Source organism: Streptomyces sp. NPDC006463 (genome assembly GCF_042870715.1).
GTDB lineage: Bacteria > Actinomycetota > Actinomycetes > Streptomycetales > Streptomycetaceae > Streptomyces.
Window position 1 is genome coordinate 87,240 of record NZ_JBIAHP010000006.1, and the last position, 20,217, is coordinate 107,456.

The following is a 20,217-nucleotide window of genomic DNA, read 5'->3' on the forward strand; positions in this document are numbered from 1 at the left end:
GGCTGGGGTCGGGGGCTCCCCCCCCCTGGCCCCCTCCCCCCCGCCCGGGGGGCCCCCCCAACAACCCGGGGGGCGCCCGGCCCCCCCCCCCCGCGCCCCCGGGGGGCCCCCCCCCCCGCCGGCCGGGGGCCGTCCCCCCCGGCCGGACTTCTGGGGCACCTCCCTGGGGAGGGTCAGGCCTGCGCGGCGATCCGCGCGAGGCGCTGGGCCTCTTCCCGCGTGGACGCGGCGATGGCGTCCTCGTCGGCGAAGAGCAGTCGGTTGTTCTCGACGATCTGCTTGCCGTTGACCAGCGAGAGCGTCACGGGGGCGGCCGCGCCGAAGACCAGCGCGGTGACCGGGTCGGCGATGGAGGAGTGGGCCAGGGTGCTCAGGTTCCACATCACCAGGTCGGCGCACTTGCCGACCTCCAGCGAGCCGATGCTGTCGGCGCGGCCGAGGACCTGGGCGCCACCGTACGTACCCAGGCGCAGGGCCTGACGCGCGTTCAGGGCGCGCTCGCGGTGGACCGGGTTCAGACGGTTGATCAGCAGCGCGTTGCGCAGCTCGGTGTGCAGCTCACCGGACTCGTTGGAGGCGGTGCCGTCCACGCCGAGGCCGACCGGGACACCGGCGGCGAGCATGTCCGGGACGCGGGCGATGCCGGCGGCCAGACGGGCGTTGGAGGACGGGCAGTGCGCCACACCGGTCTTGGTACGGGCGAACGCGGCGATGTCGGAGTCGTTCATGTGGACGCTGTGCGCCATCCACACGTCCTCGCCGAGCCAGCCGGTCGACTCGAAGTAGTCGGTCGGGCCCATGCCGAACAGTTCCTTGCAGAACTGCTCTTCCTCGACGGTCTCCGAGCCGTGCGTGTGCATGCGCACACCCAGTCGGCGGGCCAGCTCGGCACCCTGCTTCAGCAGCTCGGTCGAGACCGAGAAGGGGGAGCACGGGGCGACGGCGACCTGGGTCATCGCGTCGAAGGAATGGTCGTGGTGCTTCTTGACGGTCGCCTCGGTGTCGGCGAGCGCGCCTTCGAGGGTCTCCACGGCGTGGTCCGGCGGCAGGCCGCCGTCCTTCTCGCTGCGGTCCATCGAGCCGCGGGCGAGGGTGAAGCGGACACCCATCTCGGACGCGGCGCGGATGATCGAGCCGGAGAGGTCGCCCGAGCCCTTGGGGAACACGTAGTGGTGGTCCATGGCGGTGGTGACGCCGCCCTTGGCCATCATCGCCAGGGAGCCCTGTGCGGCCGTGTACGTCATCTGCTCGTCGATGCGCGCCCAGGTCGGGTACAGCGCGACGAGCCAGTTGAAGAGGTTGTGGTCGGTGGCCAGACCACGCGTGATCCACTGGTAGAAGTGGTGGTGCGTGTTGACCAGACCCGGGGTCACGAGGTGCCCGGTGCCGTCGATGCGCCGGACCACGTTGTCGAGGTTCTCGGGGGCCTTGCCCGCACCGATCGACTCGATCTTGTTGCCTGCGACGACCACGTACCCCGAGGCGTACTCGGTGTCGTTCGCGTCGACGGTCGCGATCGCACAGTTCTCGATGACGATGCGCTCGACCGCGCTGTCAGGGGCTGCCGATGCTGCCATGGGACTTCCTCGTGCTTTCAGTGGCGGTGCGGGCACGGCAAGGCCCAGGAGATTTGAGTGCCGGAGCCGGGGGCCTTGACAGCTGACAGTACTGCCGCCCCGCGCGATGCGTCCGGGTGCCGATTCAGGAAGCGGATGCGTGTCGCCCCGCCCCGGGGCCACTGCGGAGCCCCGGGACGCGCGTGCCGCATCAGAGGTTGGTCATGTCCACGGGGATACGGGCGTCAACGCCGTCCCGGAGAACAGTGGCCTCGATCAGACCGTACGGACGGTCCGCGGCGAAGTACACCTCGTTGTCGTTCTTGAGGCCGAACGGCTCAAGGTCCACGAGGAAGTGATGCTTGTTCGGGAGCGAGAAGCGGACCTCGTCGATCTCCGAACGGTGGTTGATGATGCGCGAACCCATCTGGTACAGGGTCTGCTGCAGCGAGAGGGAGTAGGTCTCCGCGAAGGCCTGGAGCATGTGCTTCTTGGTCTCGGCGTAGGACTTCTCCCAGTTGGGCATCCGCTGCTCGTCGTCGGTCCAGTTGAAGCGCCAGCGACCCGACACCTGGGTGGCCAGGATGCGGTCGTACGCCTCCTGCAGGGTCGTGTACTTGTCCTTCACGTAACCCCAGAACTCGGAATTCGTGGAGTTCATGACGATCAGGTCCTTGAGGCCGGAGATGACCTCCCAGTTCTGACCGTCGTACGTGATCTGGGTGACGCGGGTCTCCATGCCCTTGCGGACGAAGGAGTGGTTCACCTCGTCGGCGCCGATGAACTTGGAGTTGGCGTCGGACGTGGCGATCCGGTCCCAGGCGTACTCCTCGATCCGGATGCGCGCCCGCTTGATCGGCTCCTGGCTGGTGACGAACCAGCGCGCCAGGTGGATGCCGAACTGCTCCGCGGACTCGATGCCGTACTCCTTGGCGAACGCGTACACCGTGTTCTTGGTGGTGTCCGTCGGCAGGCAGTTGGCGTTCGAGCCGGAGTAGTGGACGTCGTCCATGTCGCCGGAGAGGGCGACCGAGACGTTCAGGTCCTTGATGTGGTGGGTGTCGCCGTCCCGCGTGATCTTGACTACGCGGTTCTCTGCTTTGCCGTACTGGTTCTGGCCCAGAATGGTGGCCATGCTAGCTCCCTCGGTAAACGGAGTAGCCGAACGGGTTGAGCAGCAGCGGTACGTGGTAGTGCTCGCCCGGGTTCACCGCGAACGTGATGGTGACCTCGGGGAAGAACGGACCGCTGTCCCTTACGCGGGGGGCGTCCTGCTGTGCCTCGGCGGCTTGCTTCTTGGAGAAGTACGTCTCGGTCTCGAAGTCGAGACGCACGTGTGTGGTGCCCTCCGGCAGGGCGGGCAGGTCCTTGCAGCGTCCGTCCGCATCGGTGGCGGAGCCGCCCAGGGCCGCCCACTCTCCGTCGAGGCCCGTGCGGGCCGACAGGGAGATGGCGACGCCCTCGGCGGGCTTGCCGATGCTGGTGTCCAGGATGTGCGTGGACACCGACGCGATGGTCTCGGTGCTCATGCTCACGCTCCTTCTTCTGCGAGTTCTACGAGTCGGGTCAGGCGGATCTTGTTGATCTTGACGAGCTCACCGCGGGCGATCTCTCGCTCCTGCTCCGGCGAGTTGTCGATCCGGACCTTGACCGCGTCCCGCATGAACTCACCGGTCGCACCGGTGGCGCAGATGAGGAAGACGTGGCCGAACTTCTCCTGGTAGGCCAGGTTCAGTTCGAGGAGCTCGTTCTTGAGCTCCTGCGAGGCACCGGCCATGCCGCGCTGCTCGCGGGCGGAGGTCGGGTCTCCCGGCTTCGGCCGGCCGATCGGCGCGTGGCCGCCCATCGCCTCACCGAGGTCCTCGGCCGTGAGCTCGGCCATGGCGGCCTCGTTGGCGGCGAAGAGGGAGTCAGCGGTGGCGAAGGGGCGCTGGGCGAGCAGCTTGCTCCCCCATGCCGAACTGGCGCACACCTCGTGCAGCTCGGCCGCGGCCGCGCTGTCGTCCAAGGCGTTGAACCGGGTGAGACCCGGGGTCGGACTCGAAGTCACGGTAGGCCTCCGTGGCCTGTTGTTGCTTTGACGGGCTGCGCATAGCTAACGCCCTCGACAACACGGCGTCAACACTTTGTTGAAACTTCCCGTACACAAAAGCCGCCGCCCGGGTGAATTGGGCGGCGGCTCGTCACCATGGGTCAGACCACGTTCACTCTTGGCTTCGCTGTCGGCTGCTCTTGTCGGCCTTCGCCTGAGCGCCGGCGTCCCTGTTCAAGTAGTTGTAGACCGTGAAGCGGCTTACGCCCAGGGCACTCGCGACCGTCTCCACACCGTGGCGCACGGAGAAGGCGCCCCGCGCCTCCAGTATCCGCACGACGTCCTGCTTGGACTTGCGGTCGAGCTGGGACAACGGTACGCCGTGCCGACGCTCCAGGGCCGCAAGGATGTGATCCAGCGAGTCCGAGAGCTGGGGCAGGCGCACGGCCAGCAGGTCCTGGCCCTCCCAGCTGAGCACGACGTCGTCGGGCTGCGCCTGGGCGGGATCCATCAGCTCGCCACCCATGGCGTCGACGAGCGGCTTGACCGCGGTGACGAACGGGTGGTCGCGGGGGTCGGTCATGGCGTCTCCTCGCCGATCACGTTGACCTGGAGCGACACGCGGGTCGCTCCGGCCTCCAGCGAGTCGCGCAGCAGCGCGCCCACCGCGGCCAGCACCTGGCCCGCTTCCCCCTCGGCGGTGTTTCCGAACGGGCCGACATCCACCGCGTCCAGCTGGGCCTTCTGGATGACCTCGCGGGCCGCCACGGCATGGGCAGGAGCCTCTTCCAGATCGAAGGGCTCGGTCGTGAACTCCACTCTCAATCGCACGCCGTCAAGCTACCCCGCGGTCAGGATTTTCCGGGAGTCCGCACTTGACATCGGCGCGGGACCCCATGCAGTCTTCCATCAAGCAGAAAATAACTTCCGCAATACGGAAGGAGCGCACACCCCTCATGGGATACACGGACCAGCGCTTCGATGTGAACCTTTCGATCCTCTTCACGGAACTCCCGCTCCTGGAGCGTCCCGCGGCCGCCGCCGCGGCGGGCTTCACGGCGGTCGAGCTGTGGTGGCCCTGGATCGAGACCCCCACCCCCGCTCAGGCGGAGCTCGACGCCCTCAAGAAGGCTCTTGAGGACGCCGGCACCCAGCTGGTGGGACTGAACTTCTACGCCGGCCAGCTGCCGGGCCCGGACCGCGGTGCGGTGTCGGTACCCGGTGAGGAGTCGGAGCGCTTCAACGCCAATATCAACGTGGCCGCCGATTTCGCGGCCTCGGTCGGCTGCAAGGCGCTCAACGCCCTCTACGGCAACCGCGTCGAAGGCGTGGACCCGGCCGTTCAGGACGAGCTCGCGCTCCAGAACCTGGTCGTGGCGGCTCAGGCCGCGGACCGCGTCGGCGCGATCCTCCTGATCGAGACCCTCAACAAGCCCGAGTCGCCGCTCTACCCCCTGGTGAGCGCCCCGGCCGGTATCGAGGTGGTGGACAAGGTCAACGAGGCCACCGGCCTCGGGAACGCCAAGTTCCTGCTCGACCTGTACCACCTGGCGATGAACGATGAGGACCTCTCCGAGGTCATCGAAAAGTACGCCGCCAAGACCGGGCACGTCCAGATCGCGGACAAGCCCGGACGCGGTGCCCCGGGCACCGGCGAGCTGCCCCTCGAGGAGTTGCTCGACCAGCTGAAGAAGGCCGGATACGAGGGCTACGTAGGCCTGGAGTACAAGGCCGCCGACGCTGCCGCCTCCTTCGCATGGCTGCCGGCCGAGGCCCGCGCCGCCAAGTAGGCGGACAAAGTCCAGGCGATCAGCCAGGCACCTCACGAACTTTTCGTACAAAGCATTAAGAGAAGGACCCTCATCATGAGCAACCTCCCCAAGATCGCGTGGATCGGGCTCGGCATCATGGGCTCCCCCATGGCCGAGAACCTCCTGAAGGCCGGCTACTCGGTCACCGGCTTCACGCTGGAGCAGGACAAGCTGGACCGCCTGGCCGCCGCCGGCGGCGCCGCGGCCGGCTCGATCGCCGAGGCCGTCAAGGACGCCGACGTCATCATCACGATGGTGCCCGCCTCCCCGCAGGTCGAGGCCATCTCCTACGGTGAGAACGGCATCCTGGAGAACGCCAGGTCCGGTGCGCTGATCATCGATATGTCGTCGATCACCCCGCAGACCTCGATCGACCTCGCGAAGAACGCGGCCGCCAAGGGCATCCGCGTCATCGACGCCCCGGTGTCCGGCGGCGAGGCCGGCGCCATCGAGGCCGTCCTGTCGATCATGGTGGGTGGCGAGCAGGCCGACTTCGACGCGGCCCTGCCGATCCTCGAAGCGCTCGGCAAGGTCATCGTCCTGTGCGGTCCGCACGGCTCCGGCCAGACGGTGAAGGCCGCCAACCAGCTCATCGTCGCGGTGAACATCCAGGCGTGCGCCGAGGCCGTCGTCTTCCTCGAGAAGTCGGGCGTGAACCTCCAGGCCGCACTCGACGTCCTCAACGGTGGTCTGGCCGGCTCCACGGTCCTGACCCGCAAGAAGGACAACTTCCTGAACCGCGACTTCAAGCCCGGCTTCCGGATCGACCTGCACCACAAGGACATGGGCATCGTCACCGACGCCGCCCGCAACGTCGGTGCGGCCCTCCCGGTCGGCGCGGTCGTCGCCCAGCTCGTCGCCTCGCTGCGCGCCCAGGGTGACGGTGGCCTGGACCACTCGGCCCTGCTCCGCGCCGTCGAGCGCCTCTCCGGCGCCCAGATCTGAGCTCGGATCTGAGCCCCCTCCCCCTCGCGGGGACCTGAGTCTCCGGATGGTGCCGGTGCTGACACCTGTCCTGTCGCGCCCAAGCGCCGGCACCGTCCGGATCACCTCTCTTCAACTTCGTTCAACAGACTGTTGACGTTTAGTTCCTGCCGAAATTAGGCTGTTCCGCATGACGGAAGACACTTTCCGTCAGCAGTTACCCGTACGGAAGGTCACCATGTCGAAGCGCACGCTGACGACCGAGTCCGGCGCCCCGGTCGCCGACAATCAGAACTCCGCCACCGCCGGCGTCGGTGGCCCGCTCCTGGTCCAGGACCAGCAGCTCCTCGAGAAGCTTGCCCGCTTCAACCGTGAGCGCATCCCGGAGCGCGTGGTGCACGCCCGCGGCTCGGCCGCGTACGGCTACTTCGAGGTGACCGACGACGTCACCGCGTACACCAGCGCCGCGTTCCTGAACACGGTCGGCAAGAAGACCGAGACCTTCCTGCGCTTCTCCACCGTGGCCGACTCGCTCGGTGGCGCGGACGCGGTCCGCGACCCGCGCGGCTTCGCGCTGAAGTTCTACACCGAAGAGGGCAACTACGACCTCGTCGGCAACAACACCCCGGTGTTCTTCATCAAGGACCCGATCAAGTTCCCCGACTTCATCCACTCCCAGAAGCGCGACCCCTTCACGGGCAAGCAGGAGCCGGACAACGTCTGGGACTTCTGGGCGCACGCCCCCGAGGCGACGCACCAGATCACCTGGCTGATGGGTGACCGCGGCATCCCCGCCTCGTACCGTCACATGAACGGATACGGCTCCCACACCTACCAGTGGACGAACGAGCAGGGCGAGGCCTTCTTCGTCAAGTACCACTTCAAGACGAACCAGGGCATCCGCTGCCTGTCGGGCGAGCAGGCCGCCGAACTCGTCGGCCAGGACGCCAACTCGCACCAGACCGACCTGCTGCAGGCCATCGAGCGCGGTGTGAACCCGAGCTGGACCCTCTACGTCCAGATCATGCCCGCCGCCGAGGCCGCGGACTACCGCTTCAACCCGTTCGACCTGACCAAGGTGTGGCCGCACAGCGACTACCCGCTGCAGCGCGTGGGCCGTCTGGTCCTCGACCGCAACCCGGACAACGTCTTCGCCGAGGTCGAGCAGTCCGCCTTCTCCCCGAACAACTTCGTCCCGGGCATCACCGCCTCGCCGGACAAGATGCTCCAGGGCCGCCTCTTCGCGTACGCCGACGCCCAGCGCTACCGCCTCGGTGTGAACCACACCCTGCTGCCGGTCAACGCCCCGAAGGCGACGAAGGCCGAGAACTACGGCCGCGACGGTGTCATGGCGCTGCGCAACGGTTCGCGCCACGACAAGAACTACGAGCCCAACTCGTACCAGGGTCCGGCCGAGACCGGTCTCGCGCTCGGCGCCCCGAAGGCCGTCTCCGGCTACACGGGCACCCACGAGGCCCCGGCCCACACCAAGGACGACGACTTCTTCCAGGCCGGTGAGCTCTACCGCCTGATGTCGGAGGCCGAGAAGCAGCGTCTGGTGGCGAACATCGCCGGCGGCCTGTCTCAGGTCACCCTCGAGGACGTCATCGAGAAGAACCTGGCTCACTTCCACGCCGCCGACGCCGACTACGGCCGTCGCGTCGAGGAGGCCGTGCGCGCCCTGCGCGACGCCTGAGCCACACAGCTGTACCGGGGGCCTGACGGGAGGTCAGGCCCCGGGTGCTGAGCCCGACCCGTGGACCCGGATGAGGGGTGGTACGCGGCGAGGGCAGGACGAGGACCGTGGCAGGCGTGCGAGCCAGTGCGGTGGTAATGGGTTCTCAAGGCCCGTCTCTTGACCTGAGGGAGACGGTGCCGGAGTTCTCGTCGCCCGCCCGCCACGGTCCCAGCCGCTCCTCCCCGTACAGGGGCCACGCACAGGGTCCCCTGTACGAGTAGGTGAACTCCTCCCCACACACTCCGCCCGGCGGTGCGAACGTCCTGTCGCGCCAGCCTCGCTCCGTCGGGCGGTAACAACCAGAGCGCCGAGTCACGGACGGTCCCGTGACTCGGCGCTTTGTCGTGCCCGGACGGGGGCCGGGGCGAGGCCGGGCCGTCCGGTGCGGGCGGACCCCCGGTTGAATGGCCTGATGGATCTTCAGACGTTCCGCGCCCTGCTGACGGACGAGGGCCGGAGCCTGCTGGCAGCCCTCCAGGAGACCGGCCCGGGCGGGGCGCCGTCGCCCTCGGCGACGGCCGCCCTGCGGCGGAGCAGTCCCCCCGCGCTGGTGGCGGCCGCCGAGGAGCAGGTCCTGCTGCGAGGACAGGCTGCCGCGAAGTTCGGGGAGTTCGCCCCGCGCATGTACCTCACCCCCGACTTCGTCGAGCTGTCCTCTCACCTGGCCGTGGCCGAGTACAAGCTGGACCGCGTCCTGGACGAGGTCGGCGTGGTGCTGATCGACGCGATATGCCTGGGCAGCGGCCTGGACGCCCTCGTACTCAGCTGGTCGCACCACACCACGGCCGTCGACTCCGATCCGCTGACCGTCGAGATCGCCGAGGCCAACGCGCCGGTCGCGAACGCCTCGTTGTTCTTCCCCCACCGCGGGGACACCGCCGCGTTCGACAGCCAGGGCGAGGCCGTATTCATCGACCTGATGAGGCGTCCCGGGCCCGACGGGGCCCACGACCCCGAGTCGTACAGTCCGCCGCTCTCCTGGGCACTGGACCGCGTACGCACGACCGGCCTCGGCTGGGTCCGGCTCGCACCCGGCCTCGCGCCCGGGGCCGTACCCGATCTGGGCCGGGCCGACGAGGCCGAGTGGATCTCCTACGCCGGGACCGTCCAGGAGCTGGTCCTGTGGTTCGGCCTGCTCCCGAAGCCCGCACCGGTCACCGCGCGCAAGGCCACCCTGCTGCCCGCCGGGGTCTCGCTCACCGCACGCGGCCTGCCCGAGCCGTCCGTGCGCCCCCTGGGCCGCTACGTGTACGTGCCGGACCCGGCGGTGGTCCACGCGGGCCTGGTCGCCGAGGTCGCCGAGGACATCGCCGGCGGGCCACTCGACGGCGGCGGCGCCCTCCTCACCTCCGACGAGCTCCGGCAGACGCCGTTCGCGACGGCGTACGAGGTCACGGAGGTGCTGCCGCGGGGCGGCGGCGGGAGGCCGCGGACGACCGCTGAGAAGGCGCCGGAGGCACCGGAAGCACCGCCGGCGGAGTTCGTCGTCGCCGGGGCGGACGGCCCCACGACGCTGCTCGCCGTCCCCGTCCGGTTCCCGCAGGCGCCCTGAGTGCCCCGCGCCGCGCCGCGCGCCCGGTAGGGACCACGCGAACGGCCCCCGCCCCTCAGGAAGGAGGGACGGGGGCCGCCGGGTGATGCGGGGGGGGTGATCAGACCTTCAGGGCCTTGATCGCGGTCGGGGCGTGGCCCGGCTCGGTCGCGAGCTCCTCGAACTCGGTGACGTCGCTCATGTCGACGGTCTTGCTCATCGAGATGTTGGTGACGCGCTCCAGGATGGCCTCGACGACGACCGGGACCTGGAACTCCTGGGCCAGCTTCTTGGCCTGCTCGAAGGCGGCGCCCAGCTCGTTCGGGTCGGTGACGCGGATGGCCTTGACGCCCAGGCCCTCGGCGACCTTGACGTGGTCGACGCCGTAGACGCCGATCTCCGGGGTGTTGATGTTCTCGAATTCGAGGTTGACCTCGAAGTTGATGCCGAGACCGCCCTGCGCCTGACGGATCAGACCCAGGTAGGCGTTGTTCACGAGGACGTGGACGTAGGGGACCTTGTGCTGCGCGGCGACCGCGAGCTCCTCGATCATGAACTGGAAGTCGTAGTCGCCGGAGAGGGCGACGATCGGGGTCTCCGGGTCCGCGGTGGCGGCACCGATGGCGGCCGGGATGGTCCAGCCGAGCGGGCCGGCCTGGCCGCAGTTGATCCAGTTGCGCGGCTTGTAGACGTGCAGCATCTGCGCGCCGGCGATCTGGGAGAGGCCGATGGTGGTGACGTAGCGGGTCTCGGGACCGAACGCCTTGTTCATCTCCTCGTAGACGCGCTGCGGCTTCATGGGGATGTTGTCGAAGTGCGTGCGGCGCTGCAGGGTGGCCTTGCGCTCCTGGGCGGAGGCGGCCCAGGCGGAGAAGTCCGGCAGCTCGCCCTCGGCCTTGAGGTCCTTCGCGACCTCGATGAAGAGCTCCAGCGCGGCCTTGGCGTCGGAGGCGATGCCGAAGTCCGGGGCGAAGATCTTGCCGATCTGGGTGGGCTCGATGTCGACGTGGACGAACTTGCGGTCGCCGCGGTACGCGTCGAGGTTGTAGCCGGTGTGACGGTTGGCCCAGCGGTTGCCGATGCCGATGACGACGTCGGACTCCAGGAAGGTCGCGTTGCCGTAGCGGTGCGAGGTCTGGACGCCGACCATGCCGGCGGCCAGCTCGTGGTCGTCCGGGATGGTGCCCCAGCCCATCAGGGTGGAGATGACCGGGATGTTGGTCAGCTCGGCGAACTCGACCAGCAGGTCGGAGGCGTCGGCGTTGATGATGCCGCCGCCGGCGACGATCAGCGGGCGCTCGGACTCCAGCAGGAAGCGCAGGGCCTTCTCGGCCTGGGCGCGGGTGGCGCGCGGCTTGTAGACCGGCAGCGGCTCGTAGGTCTCCGGGTCGAACTCGATCTCGGTGAGCTGGACGTCGATCGGCAGGTCGATCAGGACCGGGCCGGGACGGCCGGAGCGCATCAGGTGGAAGGCCTCCTGGAACACACCCGGAACCTGGGCGGCCTCCAGGACCGTGGTGGCCTTCTTGGTGACCGGCTTGGCGATCGAGGCGATGTCGACGGCCTGGAAGTCCTCCTTGTGGAGCTTCGAGACCGGAGCCTGACCGGTGATGCACAGGATCGGGATCGAGTCCGCGATGGCGGAGTACAGGCCGGTGATCATGTCGGTGCCGGCCGGGCCCGAGGTGCCGATGCAGACACCGATGTTGCCCGCCTTGGCACGCGTGTAGCCCTCGGCCATGTGCGAAGCGCCCTCGACGTGGCGGGCCAGCGTGTGCTTGATGCCGCCCACGTTCTTGAGCTCGCGGTAGAACGGGTTGATCGCAGCACCGGGCACGCCGAACGCTTGTTCGACACCCTCAAGCTTGAGGATCTCAACTGCAGCGGCGGCGGCTGTCATACGAGGCATCAGTTCTCCTGCGGGTCTGGCGGTCAGGCTTTTCCGTCATCCGGAAGTTTTGTTCTGCTATACGGAACAAGCTAAGTGGCGACTTCCCTGACGTCAAGGCGCTGCGGGACCCCGGATGCCACCAAAAGCCGCGTCTCGCTCGGTGTGTTGCACAAATGACCGAGCCTCCGGCGGGAATCCACCTGAATCGGCGGGCATGCTCGCCCCGGCGGTGGCGGGTGGTGGAGCATGTACCTACGCACAGCGACGGAGGGGGTCCAGGTCTCATGGCGGAAGCGGTACCGGTGCGCTGCCCGGCGTGCCTGCGCGAGAACGGCTACACCGCCCCGGTCTTCCCCTGCGCCTGCGGGAGCCCGGTAAATCCGCCGCTGAACCTGACGGCGCCGCCGGAGCCGCTGACCCATCGGACCTGGTCGGACAGCTGGGTGGCGGTGCGCTGCGAGTCGTGCGGGCGGGAGAGCGAGTGGCCGCAGCCCGAGCTGGGGTGCGGATCGTGCGGGACGGTGGTGCGGATTCCGGTGCACCCCGTACGCGGCGTTCGTCCCGTTCATCCCCCGCACCCGATCGAGCGGGCCGAGCAGGGCGAGTACCGAAGCGGCGGCGTGAGCGACGCGTGTGCCGGGGCGGCCGATCCTGCCCGGGCGGCCGCCGGTCGGCCTGATCCGCAGCCGGCGCACATACCGCTGCCGCCGACGGCCCCGGTGCCGCGCCCCGCGTTCCGCCCGGTGACCATCCGTACGGCCCGCGACGCGGTGGCCACCGCCGCGCTGTACTTGCGCTGGCTCGGCTTCCAGGACGTACGGCAGCCCGACGGGCGGCCGATCCCCTCGGCGGCCGTGGACCTGCGGGCTCCGGGGCTGGTCGCGCAGGTGGACCCGACCACCGCGCCGGCCGGGGTGCGGGCGGTGGAGTGCGTCTGGCTGAACGGACTCACGGCCTCCGCGACCAGCGTCTACTTCGCACTCGCCGGATACACGCAGGACGCCCGCGCCCGCGCGGACGACCTGGGGATACCCCTGTTCGTCATGGACCTCACGGGCATGCCCCAGCCGGTCAACGACCCGGCGGACGAGCTGATCGGTACGGGCGCGTAGCGGGGGCGCGGCCGCCGGGGCGCGCGCCGGGCATCGCCTACGCTCGGAGCCGTTATCCGACCGATTCCTGCCAGGAGAGCCCGATGAGCCTTTACGACATCCCGCTGACCAGCCTGTCCGACGAGCCCACCAGCCTCGGTGCCCACAAGGGCAAGGTGATCCTGCTGGTGAACACCGCCTCCCAGTGCGGGCTGACCCCCCAGTACTCCGGGCTCGCCCGCCTGCAGTTCACGTACGAGGAGAAGGGCTTCACCGTCATCGGGGTGCCCTGCAACCAGTTCGGCGAGCAGGAGCCCGGTAACGCCGAGGACATCCAGACCTTCTGCGCGGCCGGTTTCGGCGTCACCTTCCCGATGCTGGAGAAGTCCGAGGTCAACGGCGAGAACCGGCACCCCTTGTACCAGGAGCTGGTGAAGGTCCCGGACGCCGAGGGCGAGGCGGGGGACATCCAGTGGAACTTCGAGAAGTTCCTGATCTCCCCCGCCGGCGAGGTCGTGGCGCGCTTCCGCCCCCGCACCGAGCCCGAGTCCCCCGAGGTCGTCGCCGCGATCGAGGCGCACCTGCCCGCGTAGCTCTGCCGCCGGGGCTCAGCCGAGGCTCAGGACGGACTCGTCGCACCGCTGCGCCGAGCCGGCCGCGGTGCCGGAGTGGTGCCGGAGGTGGCGCTGTGACGGGAGTCAGCCCTACGGCGCAGTACGAGTCATGAGCCTGGTGGAACTGATCGCCCGCGCGGACGAGCGCGCCCTCGCCGCAAGCGCCGTCGCCTGTGTGGACCGCTGCCTGCCCCTCCTCGAAGGCGTCGAAGGCCTCGGCCTCGACGCCGACGAGTCGGTGCTGCGCCCGCTCTGGGTCGCCGTCGAGGGAGGGGACCACTGGCTCGGCAGGCTGCGCGCCGCCGGGATCCGGGTCCGCCGGATCGCTCCGGACTGCGAACTCGCCGAGTACGCGATGCGGCTGGTGGAGCACATCCCCGAGACCTACTGCGGGGAGGCGCTGCGCGCCTGGTCCGACGAGTGCTCGACCGTACTGCTCGGCATCCACCAGCTGCTGGACGGCGCGTCGGCCGTCGACGAAGCCCGTATCGCCGCGTACCGCACCGGCGACACGGACGGCATCGGCCCCCTCACCCTCGGCGAGCAGCGCCGCCAGGCCGCCCTGCTGGAGATGCTCGCCGACGAATCGGGCTCGGGGCTGCGCAGCGCCCTCGCCCTGTCCAACGAGGGCAAACGGGTCCTGCGCGCGGCGGTGTCGCGGCGCAGCAGGACGCTGGGGGCGTCGGCGGGCTGACGCGCCGAGCGCTCGCGACAGCGTGCGCGCCCCGCTCCTCCCCCCGGCAAGCCGCCGGGCCACGCGTCACTGACGGCCGGGCTGAACCGGTGACGAGCCCGCCAGGCGGGTGGCAGACCGTTCCAGTTCGCGCAGCATGAGTCCGACCGCCGGGACGGAGGGGAAGCCCGGCATGGACAGGGCCACCACCTCCCGGTGCACCACGGGCTCCAGGCGGAGCAGCCGGATCCCCCTCGTCAGCGGCCCGCTGAGGGCCAGCTCCGGCAGGACGGCGACTCCGAGGCCCGCCGCGACCAGTCCGATCACGGTCTGGTAGTCGTCCGTCCTGTACTCCGCGCGCGGTTCAAAACCGGCGTGCTCGCACAGCCGCAACAGATGGCTGTGACAGCGGTTGCATCCCATGACCCAGGATTCGTCGGCCAGTTGGGCCAGTTCCACCTGGTCCGCCTCCGCGAGGCGATGCATGTCCGGCACCAGCACGACCAGAGGGTCCGCGAGGAGCGGGCGGACCACGAGGTCCTGCCACTCGGCCTGCGCCTTCGTGTCCGCGCCAGGGATCTCCGAGTAGCGGAAGGCAAGGGAGATGTCGCATTCGGCGTTGCGAAGGAGGTCGATGGAGCGTGGGGGCGGCGACGACGACAGGGACACCTCTATGCCCGGATGGGCGGCGCGCATCGCGGCAAGGGCGGACGGTATGAGTGCCGAAGTACCGCTCAGGAAGGAGGTGAGCCGGACCCGGCCGGCGCGCAGCCCCGCGAATGCCGCCATCTCCTCCTCGGCCGCGTGCAGTCCGGTCAGCACCCCGACCGAATGCCGCACCAGGGCCGCACCGGCCTCGGTGAGCCGTATCTCGCGGCTGGCGAGTATCAGAAGCGGAGTACCCATTGCCAGTTCGAGGGATTTCATCTGCTGACTCACGGCCGGCTGGCTACAGCCCAGCTGCCGCGCCGCGGCAGCAAAAGAGCCCGATTCCGCAACGGCACGCAGCGTGCGGAGATGGCGCGTCTCGATCATGGGATGAAACGTAAGCGGGAGGAATGGCATCGAGCAACTCGTCACTGCCGGGCGAAAACATCGCGCCAAATGCGCGAAATCATTCGCTCCACATGACGGCACCGGGCGATTTTGCTAAGTCTTGAACATCGACCACCAGGGGGATTTTATATAAGCGCGCCTTTCGGCACCGGTAAGGCAGGTGGTCTCGAAATAGGTGCCTATCGGGACAACTGACACAAGTCCGCACGTGACGCGGTTCACGCTCAGCCCCGAGCCGGTCTCGACTTATGGCTGCCAGTAGGTTGCCTTTGGTTGCCGGGGGCACTCGATGCCACGTACAACGACGCCATGCACGACAAGATCGTCAGCGCCATCCACGGCGCATTCGGAGAAATACTTCAGGGCTACACAGCGGGCGCGAACGGGTTCGAGCACTTCCTCTTCACGGCGCCGGTCGAGGAGTTGACCTGCTCAGCGCAGCTCCGGCGAGCCGAGGGCCCTGGCACGCAAGCGCTCACGATCAGCCCGGCCGACCGGACCAAGGCACTCTCCGCCTTCGAGTCCCTCAGCGCCGAACTGGGACTCTCCAACTCCGGCCTCACCATCGACATCACGTCGAACATTCCCGTGGCCAAAGGACATGCGAGCTCGACCGCCGACATTCTGGCCGTCGCACTGCTCTGCATCCGGGAGGCCTACCCGGCGACCCCGGTGCCGGTGGCGCACGCGCTCGCGCTCTCCGTGGCCCGGCGGCTCGAATACGGCGACTATCTGCTGCACCCCGGAATCGCCTCCTGCGCCCAGCGGTCACAGACCCTGATCGCGCAATATCACACCGATTTGCGCTGGAGCATTGTCGGGGTGGACGAAGGCGGCTGGGTTCGGACGGAGGAATTCCACCGGGAAGTGCCGGAGGACCCGGGGAAGGCCCGTGTCTACGAGCGGCTCTTCGGAGAACTCGACGCGGCGCTCCTCGCGAACGACGGCAAGGCAGCCGCGGAAATTGCGACCCTCAGCAGCGAACTGCACAATGACCGGCTCCCCAAGAAGTCCCTGGAGGACCTCATGGCGGTCAAAAGGGAATGGGGGGCCCTCGGCGTGTGCGTGGCGCACAGCGGAACGTTGGCCGGGCTCATCTTCTCGAAGCACCAGACGGACCACGATCTTCGTGTCGCCGAATCCCGGAGAGAACTGCGTTCTCTCGGCTACGACAGCGACCTCTACACACTGAAGGAGTCGGGGCGCTCATGAGCCGCGCAGTCACGACGGACTCGACGACAGAACCGGGACACGAGACCCCTGGCCCCGTCCCGGACGGGCCAGAGCCCGCGGCGGAGGAAAAGCCGGGCAACCGCGCCCGTTCCCAGCTCATGGTGCTCCTCGCGGTCTGCTGCCTGGCCCTCGGCGGCGTCTTCGTCCGGATCAGCGAAGTGGGTCCGGTGGCCACCGGTGGCTACCGTTCGCTGCTCGCCGCGCCCATGCTGCTCGGCATGTCGCTGGCGGCCGCCCGCCGCACCCGCGTGAACGCCTCCACCGCCGCCACCTCCGGTACGGGCGGACCGGGCGCCGCCACTCGGATCGGGCGGCGGGACCAGCTCCTCATCGTCCTTGGAGGACTGTTCCTCGCCGCCGACCTGTGCCTGTGGAACATCTCGTTCCTCTTCACCTCGCTGGCCGAGGCGAACCTCCTGGCCAATCTGGTGCCGTTCATCATCGCCCCGCTCTGCCTCCTGCTCTTCGGGGACCGGCTGCCGTGGCAGCTCGCCCTGCCCGCCCTGCTCGCGCTGGCCGGCCTGTACATCCTGGTCATCCTCGGGACGGGCCTCGACCCCGAGCATCTGCGGGGTGACCTCCTCGCGCTGGCCACCGCGGTGTTCTACGCGCTGTTCCTCGTCGTGGCCAAGGGGCTGCGCGAGCGCCACGAAGCCACCCGCATCATGGCCACCCTCAGCTTGGTCTGCGGCATCGCCTGCTTCGCGGTGGCGGCCGTCCTCGGCGAGAGCATGTGGCCCACCAGCGTGAAGGGCTGGCTCGTGCTGATCGCCCTGGCGGTGACGTCCCAGCTGCTCGGCCAGACCCTGATGGCACACGCCGTGAAGTTCCTGCCGCTCCAGCTCGCCGCGCTCTTCGTGCTGCTGCAGCCGGTCGCCGCGGCCGTCTACGGCCTGGTCCTGTTCGACCAGCGTCTGAGCCTGGTGCAAATGGCGGGGATCGGCGTGCTGCTCGTTTCGATCTTCTGGGCCAAGAACCTCCTGGAGGGCAAGAAGTGAGCCTGTCCCACCTTTCGGCGCTGCCCCACCGCGGCCCCGATCCCTACGAACTCATCGAAGAACTCAGCCGGCTGAGCACCGTGGACTGCGGCGGCTTCGAGACGGGCGGACTGCGGCTGCGCGCGATCCACGGCAGCCCCGCCACCGAGTCCAGCTTCAAGTCGATCCTCGGTCTCGGACTGCTCCTGCTGGCCCGTGAACAGGGTCTGCTCGCCGAGGGCCAGACCGTGATCGAGTCCACCTCGGGCTCCCTCGGACTCGGCCTGGCGGTAGCCGGCCGGCTGCTCGGGCACCCCGTGCACCTGGTCACCGACCCCGGCATCCCGGACATCACCCGACGGAAGATCGAACTGGTCGGCGGGATCCTTCACATCGCCGGGACCCCGCATCCGGTCCTCGGCAGCCAGCAGGCCCGAGACGACCTGCTGCGGACCATCCTGTCCGAGCACCCCGACTTCTACTGGACCAACCAGAACGACAGCCCGCTCAACCCGCAGGTGTACACCCGCTGGGTGGTGCCGCACCTGATGAGCGTCCTCGACTTCTCCCGGATCACCGCCGGAATCTTCTGCGTGGGCAGCGGTGGCCACTTCTCCGCCCTGTCCGCGATGCTGGAGGCCAAGGGCATACCCTCCTACGTGGCGGACCGCGAGGGTTCGATCACCTTCGGCGGCTCGCCGGCCCGGAGCATCCTGCGCGGCACCGGCAATCAGAACCGGATCCCCGCCGTGATCGACGCGGCCAGGACCCGGGTCAGCGGCGTCTACCAGGTGTCCGACGCACAGGCCTGCGACGGCGTCCGGGAGCTGGCCGCCAGAGGTCTGAGCGTGGGCGGATCGTCCGGCGTCTGCTTCATGGGCGCGGGCCAACTCGCCGCGGACCTGGGCCCGTCCGCCGACGGCGACATCCTCACCTTCTTCGCCGACCGCGGCGAACTGTACGGAACCACCCTGCTGAACGGAGGACGGACCGAATGATCAGCCCCGCCCTGTGGAGCAAGGCTCCCGCCACGGCCCAGGTCTACCACCACGACCCGTACGCGACGACCGCGACGGCCGTCGTTCTGGCGGTCGAGGGGCACCATGCGGTCTTCGACCGGTCGCTGTTCTACGCCGAGTCCGGCGGGCAGGTCGCCGACCAGGGAAGCGTCGACGGCCAGCGTGTGGTGGACGTGCAGAAGGCGGGCGGCCGGCCCTACCAGCTGCCCAACGGTGAAGTCGCCACGATCGACGCGGTGTTCTGTCACGTGTTCGAGGAACCCTGTTCGCTCGAGGTGGGAGCGGAGGTCACCATGGAGATCGACTGGGAACGCCGCTTCCGGAACATGCAGATGCACACCCTGGCGCACTTCCTGTTCCACGCCACCGGTGAATACCTCTCGGCGCACGGCCAGACGCGCTCGACCCGCGGCTGTCACATCAGCGACAGCGCCGCGCGCTTCGACTTCGGCTGCGCGATCCCCAGCGAGGCGGTGCCGGAGATCCAGGACCGTGTCCTCGCCCTTCTCGGGTCCGCCGGGGAGGCGATCGTGACCCCCCTGCCGGGGGCCGACGACGTCTTCGTCTGGCGTTCGGGAGAGATCGAGATCCCCTGCGGCGGCACCCACGTGCGGCATCCGAAGGAGATCCGGGGAGGCATCACCGTGCGCCGCCGCACCAAGGGAAAGGGCGGCACCCGCCTCTATGTCGAGCTGGACCGCGATGCGGACTGACGAGCACCCCACGTGCGCGGACACCCCGGTCCGCGGGGCCGCCGAGCCGCATGCGGACGCCCCGCGGTTCATAGCGGACGCGGACGTCCTGCGCGGCCGGCGCACCCTGAAGTGGCAGGTGGGCGCGCCGGAGCCGGACCGGATCTGCCTCGGTGTCGCGGAAATGGATCTGGAGACACCGGAGTTCCTCCGCGCCGCCCTCGAACGCGCCGTGCGGGACGGCGAGACGGGATACGGCCTTACCGGCGAGCAGGAGCAGGCGTGCGCACGCCACCTGGCGCGTGAGCACCACGCCTCCACGGCAGGACTTCGCTGCACCACCGACATACTGACCGGACTTCGGACACTCCTGCGGGACCAGCTGCCGCCCGGCACCCCTGTCATCGTGGAGACACCGGTGTACGGCGACCTGTTCACGGTGATCGAAGAGGCCGGCATGCGGCCGGTGGCCGTACCCCTGCTGCGGGGCGCGGCGGGCTGGCGTCACGACTTCGACGCACTCGACGCCGCCGCAGCCGGTGCCGGGGCCTGGATCCTCTGCCAGCCGCACAACCCGGTAGGGCGGGCCTGGAACGACGAGGAGACCTCCGCGGCGCTCTCCCTCGCCCTGGACCACGACCTGCTGCTGCTCGCGAACGAGGTGCACATGCCGCTCGGGCTCACGGTGCAGCCGCGCTCCGTGTTCGCCGATCCCGCCGTGCACCGGGCCCGGGCCTTCGGCCTCACCTCGGCGTCCAAGGCATTCAACATCGCCGGCCTGAAGAGCGCCACGGTCTATGCCTCGGACCGCACGGCCGGGGCGCTCGCCGGACTGCCGCAGGGTCTGCTCGGGCGCCCCGGAAGCCTCGGTGCCATCGCCACGGTCGCCTGCTACGAGCAGGGGACCGGTTGGCTGACCGCACTGCGGGCCGTACTCACCGAGCGCGTGGAACTGGTCCGTACGGAACTCTCCCGGCTCCCCCTGCAGGTGGACGTCGTCGCACCCGAGGCCACCTATCTGGTGTGGGCCGAAATCCCCGAGCCGGACCAGGCGGAGCGCTTCGCCCGCGCCCTCACCGACGCCCGGGTCCACGCCCTTCCCGGGGCCGGCTTCGGGGGCGATGCCTATGCCGGGTTCTTCCGGATCAACGCCGCCGGCCATCCAGCGGTCCTGGGCGAGGCGTTCGACCGGATCGGGGCAGCGCTGTGAACGGCGGTGTGGCCGGGCAGGTCCCGCGGCGTCGGCCCGGCCGCGACGGCCGGCTCCCGTAGGCATCGGCGCCCGGCCGAACCCCGTGCGTTCGAGGAGCCGGTTGCCTGGTCCCGGTTGCCGGTTGCCGGTTGCCGGTTGTGCTCGGTTGGAATCTGCGCGCGACGAG

At 69.3% G+C, this 20,217-nt stretch carries 20 protein-coding genes; 12 read left to right on the forward strand and 8 right to left on the reverse strand.

Annotated elements, in window-relative coordinates; all coding sequences use genetic code 11:
* Positions 1–173: 173 nt before the first annotated feature.
* The 6 genes from ACFYOB_RS13315 to ACFYOB_RS13340 all read right to left on the reverse strand — a co-directional run bounded on the left by ACFYOB_RS13315 (position 174) and on the right by ACFYOB_RS13340 (position 4,419).
* Entirely contained in the window at positions 174–1,577 is a 1,404-nt protein-coding gene (locus ACFYOB_RS13315; RefSeq protein WP_388558956.1) for an 8-oxoguanine deaminase, read from the reverse strand.
* Positions 1,578–1,767: 190 nt separating this feature from the next.
* Positions 1,768–2,691 (reverse strand): factor-independent urate hydroxylase, encoded by a 924-nt coding sequence (gene pucL / locus ACFYOB_RS13320; protein WP_328928514.1) that lies wholly within the window; start codon positions 2,689–2,691, stop codon positions 1,768–1,770.
* Position 2,692: 1 nt separating this feature from the next.
* On the reverse strand, positions 2,693–3,085 hold the full coding sequence (uraH, locus tag ACFYOB_RS13325; RefSeq protein ID WP_388558959.1) for a hydroxyisourate hydrolase: 393 nt from the start codon (positions 3,083–3,085) through the stop codon (positions 2,693–2,695).
* A gap of 2 nt (positions 3,086–3,087) precedes the next feature.
* Complete coding sequence (gene uraD, locus ACFYOB_RS13330) at positions 3,088–3,606, reverse strand: 2-oxo-4-hydroxy-4-carboxy-5-ureidoimidazoline decarboxylase (protein ID WP_388558962.1); 519 nt, start codon at positions 3,604–3,606, stop codon at positions 3,088–3,090.
* 154 nt (positions 3,607–3,760) lie between these two features.
* A complete protein-coding gene (locus ACFYOB_RS13335) occupies positions 3,761–4,171 on the reverse strand; it encodes a helix-turn-helix domain-containing protein (RefSeq protein ID WP_388558964.1) in 411 nt (136 codons plus the stop codon).
* Positions 4,168–4,419 carry a thiamine-binding protein gene (locus ACFYOB_RS13340; protein WP_328928511.1) on the reverse strand — a complete coding sequence of 84 codons (252 nt, stop codon included), beginning with the start codon at positions 4,417–4,419 and terminating at the stop codon, positions 4,168–4,170. Before ACFYOB_RS13340 ends, ACFYOB_RS13335 begins: the two co-directional genes overlap by 4 nt.
* 125 nt (positions 4,420–4,544) lie before the next feature.
* Between ACFYOB_RS13340 and ACFYOB_RS13345 the strand changes: the two genes are divergently transcribed.
* The 4 genes from ACFYOB_RS13345 to ACFYOB_RS13360 all read left to right on the forward strand — a co-directional run bounded on the left by ACFYOB_RS13345 (position 4,545) and on the right by ACFYOB_RS13360 (position 9,613).
* Positions 4,545–5,378, forward strand: coding sequence for a TIM barrel protein (locus ACFYOB_RS13345; protein ID WP_388558968.1), 834 nt, complete (start codon positions 4,545–4,547; stop codon positions 5,376–5,378).
* Positions 5,379–5,453: 75 nt separating this feature from the next.
* Complete coding sequence (locus ACFYOB_RS13350) at positions 5,454–6,344, forward strand: 2-hydroxy-3-oxopropionate reductase (protein ID WP_388558971.1); 891 nt, start codon at positions 5,454–5,456, stop codon at positions 6,342–6,344.
* 217 nt (positions 6,345–6,561) lie between these two features.
* Positions 6,562–8,019, forward strand: a complete 1,458-nt coding sequence (locus ACFYOB_RS13355; protein WP_388559511.1) for a catalase — start codon at positions 6,562–6,564, stop codon at positions 8,017–8,019.
* A gap of 454 nt (positions 8,020–8,473) precedes the next feature.
* The gene (locus ACFYOB_RS13360; RefSeq protein ID WP_388558974.1) at positions 8,474–9,613 is read left to right on the forward strand and encodes an SAM-dependent methyltransferase; all 1,140 of its coding nucleotides are present in this window, start codon (positions 8,474–8,476) and stop codon (positions 9,611–9,613) included.
* Between the two features lie 100 nt (positions 9,614–9,713).
* Here ACFYOB_RS13360 and gcl read toward each other — a convergent pair whose 3' ends face one another.
* Complete coding sequence (gene gcl, locus ACFYOB_RS13365) at positions 9,714–11,501, reverse strand: glyoxylate carboligase (RefSeq protein WP_388558977.1); 1,788 nt, start codon at positions 11,499–11,501, stop codon at positions 9,714–9,716.
* A gap of 266 nt (positions 11,502–11,767) precedes the next feature.
* On the opposite strand from gcl, the gene ACFYOB_RS13370 reads away from it, so the two are divergent.
* From ACFYOB_RS13370 to ACFYOB_RS13380, 3 genes are all read left to right on the forward strand, one after another.
* Positions 11,768–12,595 (forward strand): hypothetical protein, encoded by an 828-nt coding sequence (locus tag ACFYOB_RS13370; RefSeq protein ID WP_388558980.1) that lies wholly within the window; start codon positions 11,768–11,770, stop codon positions 12,593–12,595.
* Between the two features lie 83 nt (positions 12,596–12,678).
* Positions 12,679–13,167: a glutathione peroxidase gene (locus ACFYOB_RS13375; protein WP_388558983.1), complete on the forward strand. Its 489-nt coding sequence runs from the start codon at positions 12,679–12,681 to the stop codon at positions 13,165–13,167.
* 130 nt (positions 13,168–13,297) lie between these two features.
* Positions 13,298–13,882: a hypothetical protein gene (locus tag ACFYOB_RS13380; RefSeq protein WP_388558986.1), complete on the forward strand. Its 585-nt coding sequence runs from the start codon at positions 13,298–13,300 to the stop codon at positions 13,880–13,882.
* A 66-nt stretch (positions 13,883–13,948) separates the two neighbouring features.
* Here ACFYOB_RS13380 and ACFYOB_RS13385 read toward each other — a convergent pair whose 3' ends face one another.
* On the reverse strand, positions 13,949–14,896 hold the full coding sequence (locus ACFYOB_RS13385; protein WP_388558989.1) for a LysR family transcriptional regulator: 948 nt from the start codon (positions 14,894–14,896) through the stop codon (positions 13,949–13,951).
* Positions 14,897–15,226: 330 nt separating this feature from the next.
* Between ACFYOB_RS13385 and ACFYOB_RS13390 the strand changes: the two genes are divergently transcribed.
* The 5 genes from ACFYOB_RS13390 to ACFYOB_RS13410 are packed head-to-tail and all read left to right on the forward strand — an operon-like array spanning position 15,227 to position 20,048.
* Complete coding sequence (locus ACFYOB_RS13390) at positions 15,227–16,129, forward strand: hypothetical protein (RefSeq protein ID WP_388558992.1); 903 nt, start codon at positions 15,227–15,229, stop codon at positions 16,127–16,129.
* Positions 16,126–17,148: a DMT family transporter gene (locus ACFYOB_RS13395; protein ID WP_388558996.1), complete on the forward strand. Its 1,023-nt coding sequence runs from the start codon at positions 16,126–16,128 to the stop codon at positions 17,146–17,148. Before ACFYOB_RS13390 ends, ACFYOB_RS13395 begins: the two co-directional genes overlap by 4 nt.
* Positions 17,145–18,125: a pyridoxal-phosphate dependent enzyme gene (locus ACFYOB_RS13400; RefSeq protein ID WP_388558999.1), complete on the forward strand. Its 981-nt coding sequence runs from the start codon at positions 17,145–17,147 to the stop codon at positions 18,123–18,125. Before ACFYOB_RS13395 ends, ACFYOB_RS13400 begins: the two co-directional genes overlap by 4 nt.
* Complete coding sequence (locus tag ACFYOB_RS13405) at positions 18,122–18,859, forward strand: alanine--tRNA ligase-related protein (protein WP_388559002.1); 738 nt, start codon at positions 18,122–18,124, stop codon at positions 18,857–18,859. Before ACFYOB_RS13400 ends, ACFYOB_RS13405 begins: the two co-directional genes overlap by 4 nt.
* Complete coding sequence (locus ACFYOB_RS13410) at positions 18,849–20,048, forward strand: aminotransferase class I/II-fold pyridoxal phosphate-dependent enzyme (protein ID WP_388559005.1); 1,200 nt, start codon at positions 18,849–18,851, stop codon at positions 20,046–20,048. Before ACFYOB_RS13405 ends, ACFYOB_RS13410 begins: the two co-directional genes overlap by 11 nt.
* Positions 20,049–20,217: the final 169 nt, after the last annotated feature.

Coding starts and splice junctions, on each gene's coding strand:
- ACFYOB_RS13315 (WP_388558956.1), bottom strand. CDS start 1,577: ATGGCAGCATCGGCAGCCCCTGACAGCGCGGTCGAGCGCATCGTCATC.
- pucL (WP_328928514.1), bottom strand. CDS start 2,691: ATGGCCACCATTCTGGGCCAGAACCAGTACGGCAAAGCAGAGAACCGC.
- uraH (WP_388558959.1), bottom strand. CDS start 3,085: ATGAGCACCGAGACCATCGCGTCGGTGTCCACGCACATCCTGGACACC.
- ACFYOB_RS13335 (WP_388558964.1), bottom strand. CDS start 4,171: ATGACCGACCCCCGCGACCACCCGTTCGTCACCGCGGTCAAGCCGCTC.
- ACFYOB_RS13345 (WP_388558968.1), top strand. CDS start 4,545: ATGGGATACACGGACCAGCGCTTCGATGTGAACCTTTCGATCCTCTTC.
- ACFYOB_RS13350 (WP_388558971.1), top strand. CDS start 5,454: ATGAGCAACCTCCCCAAGATCGCGTGGATCGGGCTCGGCATCATGGGC.
- ACFYOB_RS13355 (WP_388559511.1), top strand. CDS start 6,562: ATGTCGAAGCGCACGCTGACGACCGAGTCCGGCGCCCCGGTCGCCGAC.
- ACFYOB_RS13360 (WP_388558974.1), top strand. CDS start 8,474: ATGGATCTTCAGACGTTCCGCGCCCTGCTGACGGACGAGGGCCGGAGC.
- gcl (WP_388558977.1), bottom strand. CDS start 11,501: ATGCCTCGTATGACAGCCGCCGCCGCTGCAGTTGAGATCCTCAAGCTT.
- ACFYOB_RS13370 (WP_388558980.1), top strand. CDS start 11,768: ATGGCGGAAGCGGTACCGGTGCGCTGCCCGGCGTGCCTGCGCGAGAAC.
- ACFYOB_RS13375 (WP_388558983.1), top strand. CDS start 12,679: ATGAGCCTTTACGACATCCCGCTGACCAGCCTGTCCGACGAGCCCACC.
- ACFYOB_RS13380 (WP_388558986.1), top strand. CDS start 13,298: ATGAGCCTGGTGGAACTGATCGCCCGCGCGGACGAGCGCGCCCTCGCC.
- ACFYOB_RS13385 (WP_388558989.1), bottom strand. CDS start 14,896: ATGATCGAGACGCGCCATCTCCGCACGCTGCGTGCCGTTGCGGAATCG.
- ACFYOB_RS13390 (WP_388558992.1), top strand. CDS start 15,227: ATGCACGACAAGATCGTCAGCGCCATCCACGGCGCATTCGGAGAAATA.
- ACFYOB_RS13395 (WP_388558996.1), top strand. CDS start 16,126: ATGAGCCGCGCAGTCACGACGGACTCGACGACAGAACCGGGACACGAG.
- ACFYOB_RS13405 (WP_388559002.1), top strand. CDS start 18,122: ATGATCAGCCCCGCCCTGTGGAGCAAGGCTCCCGCCACGGCCCAGGTC.
- ACFYOB_RS13410 (WP_388559005.1), top strand. CDS start 18,849: ATGCGGACTGACGAGCACCCCACGTGCGCGGACACCCCGGTCCGCGGG.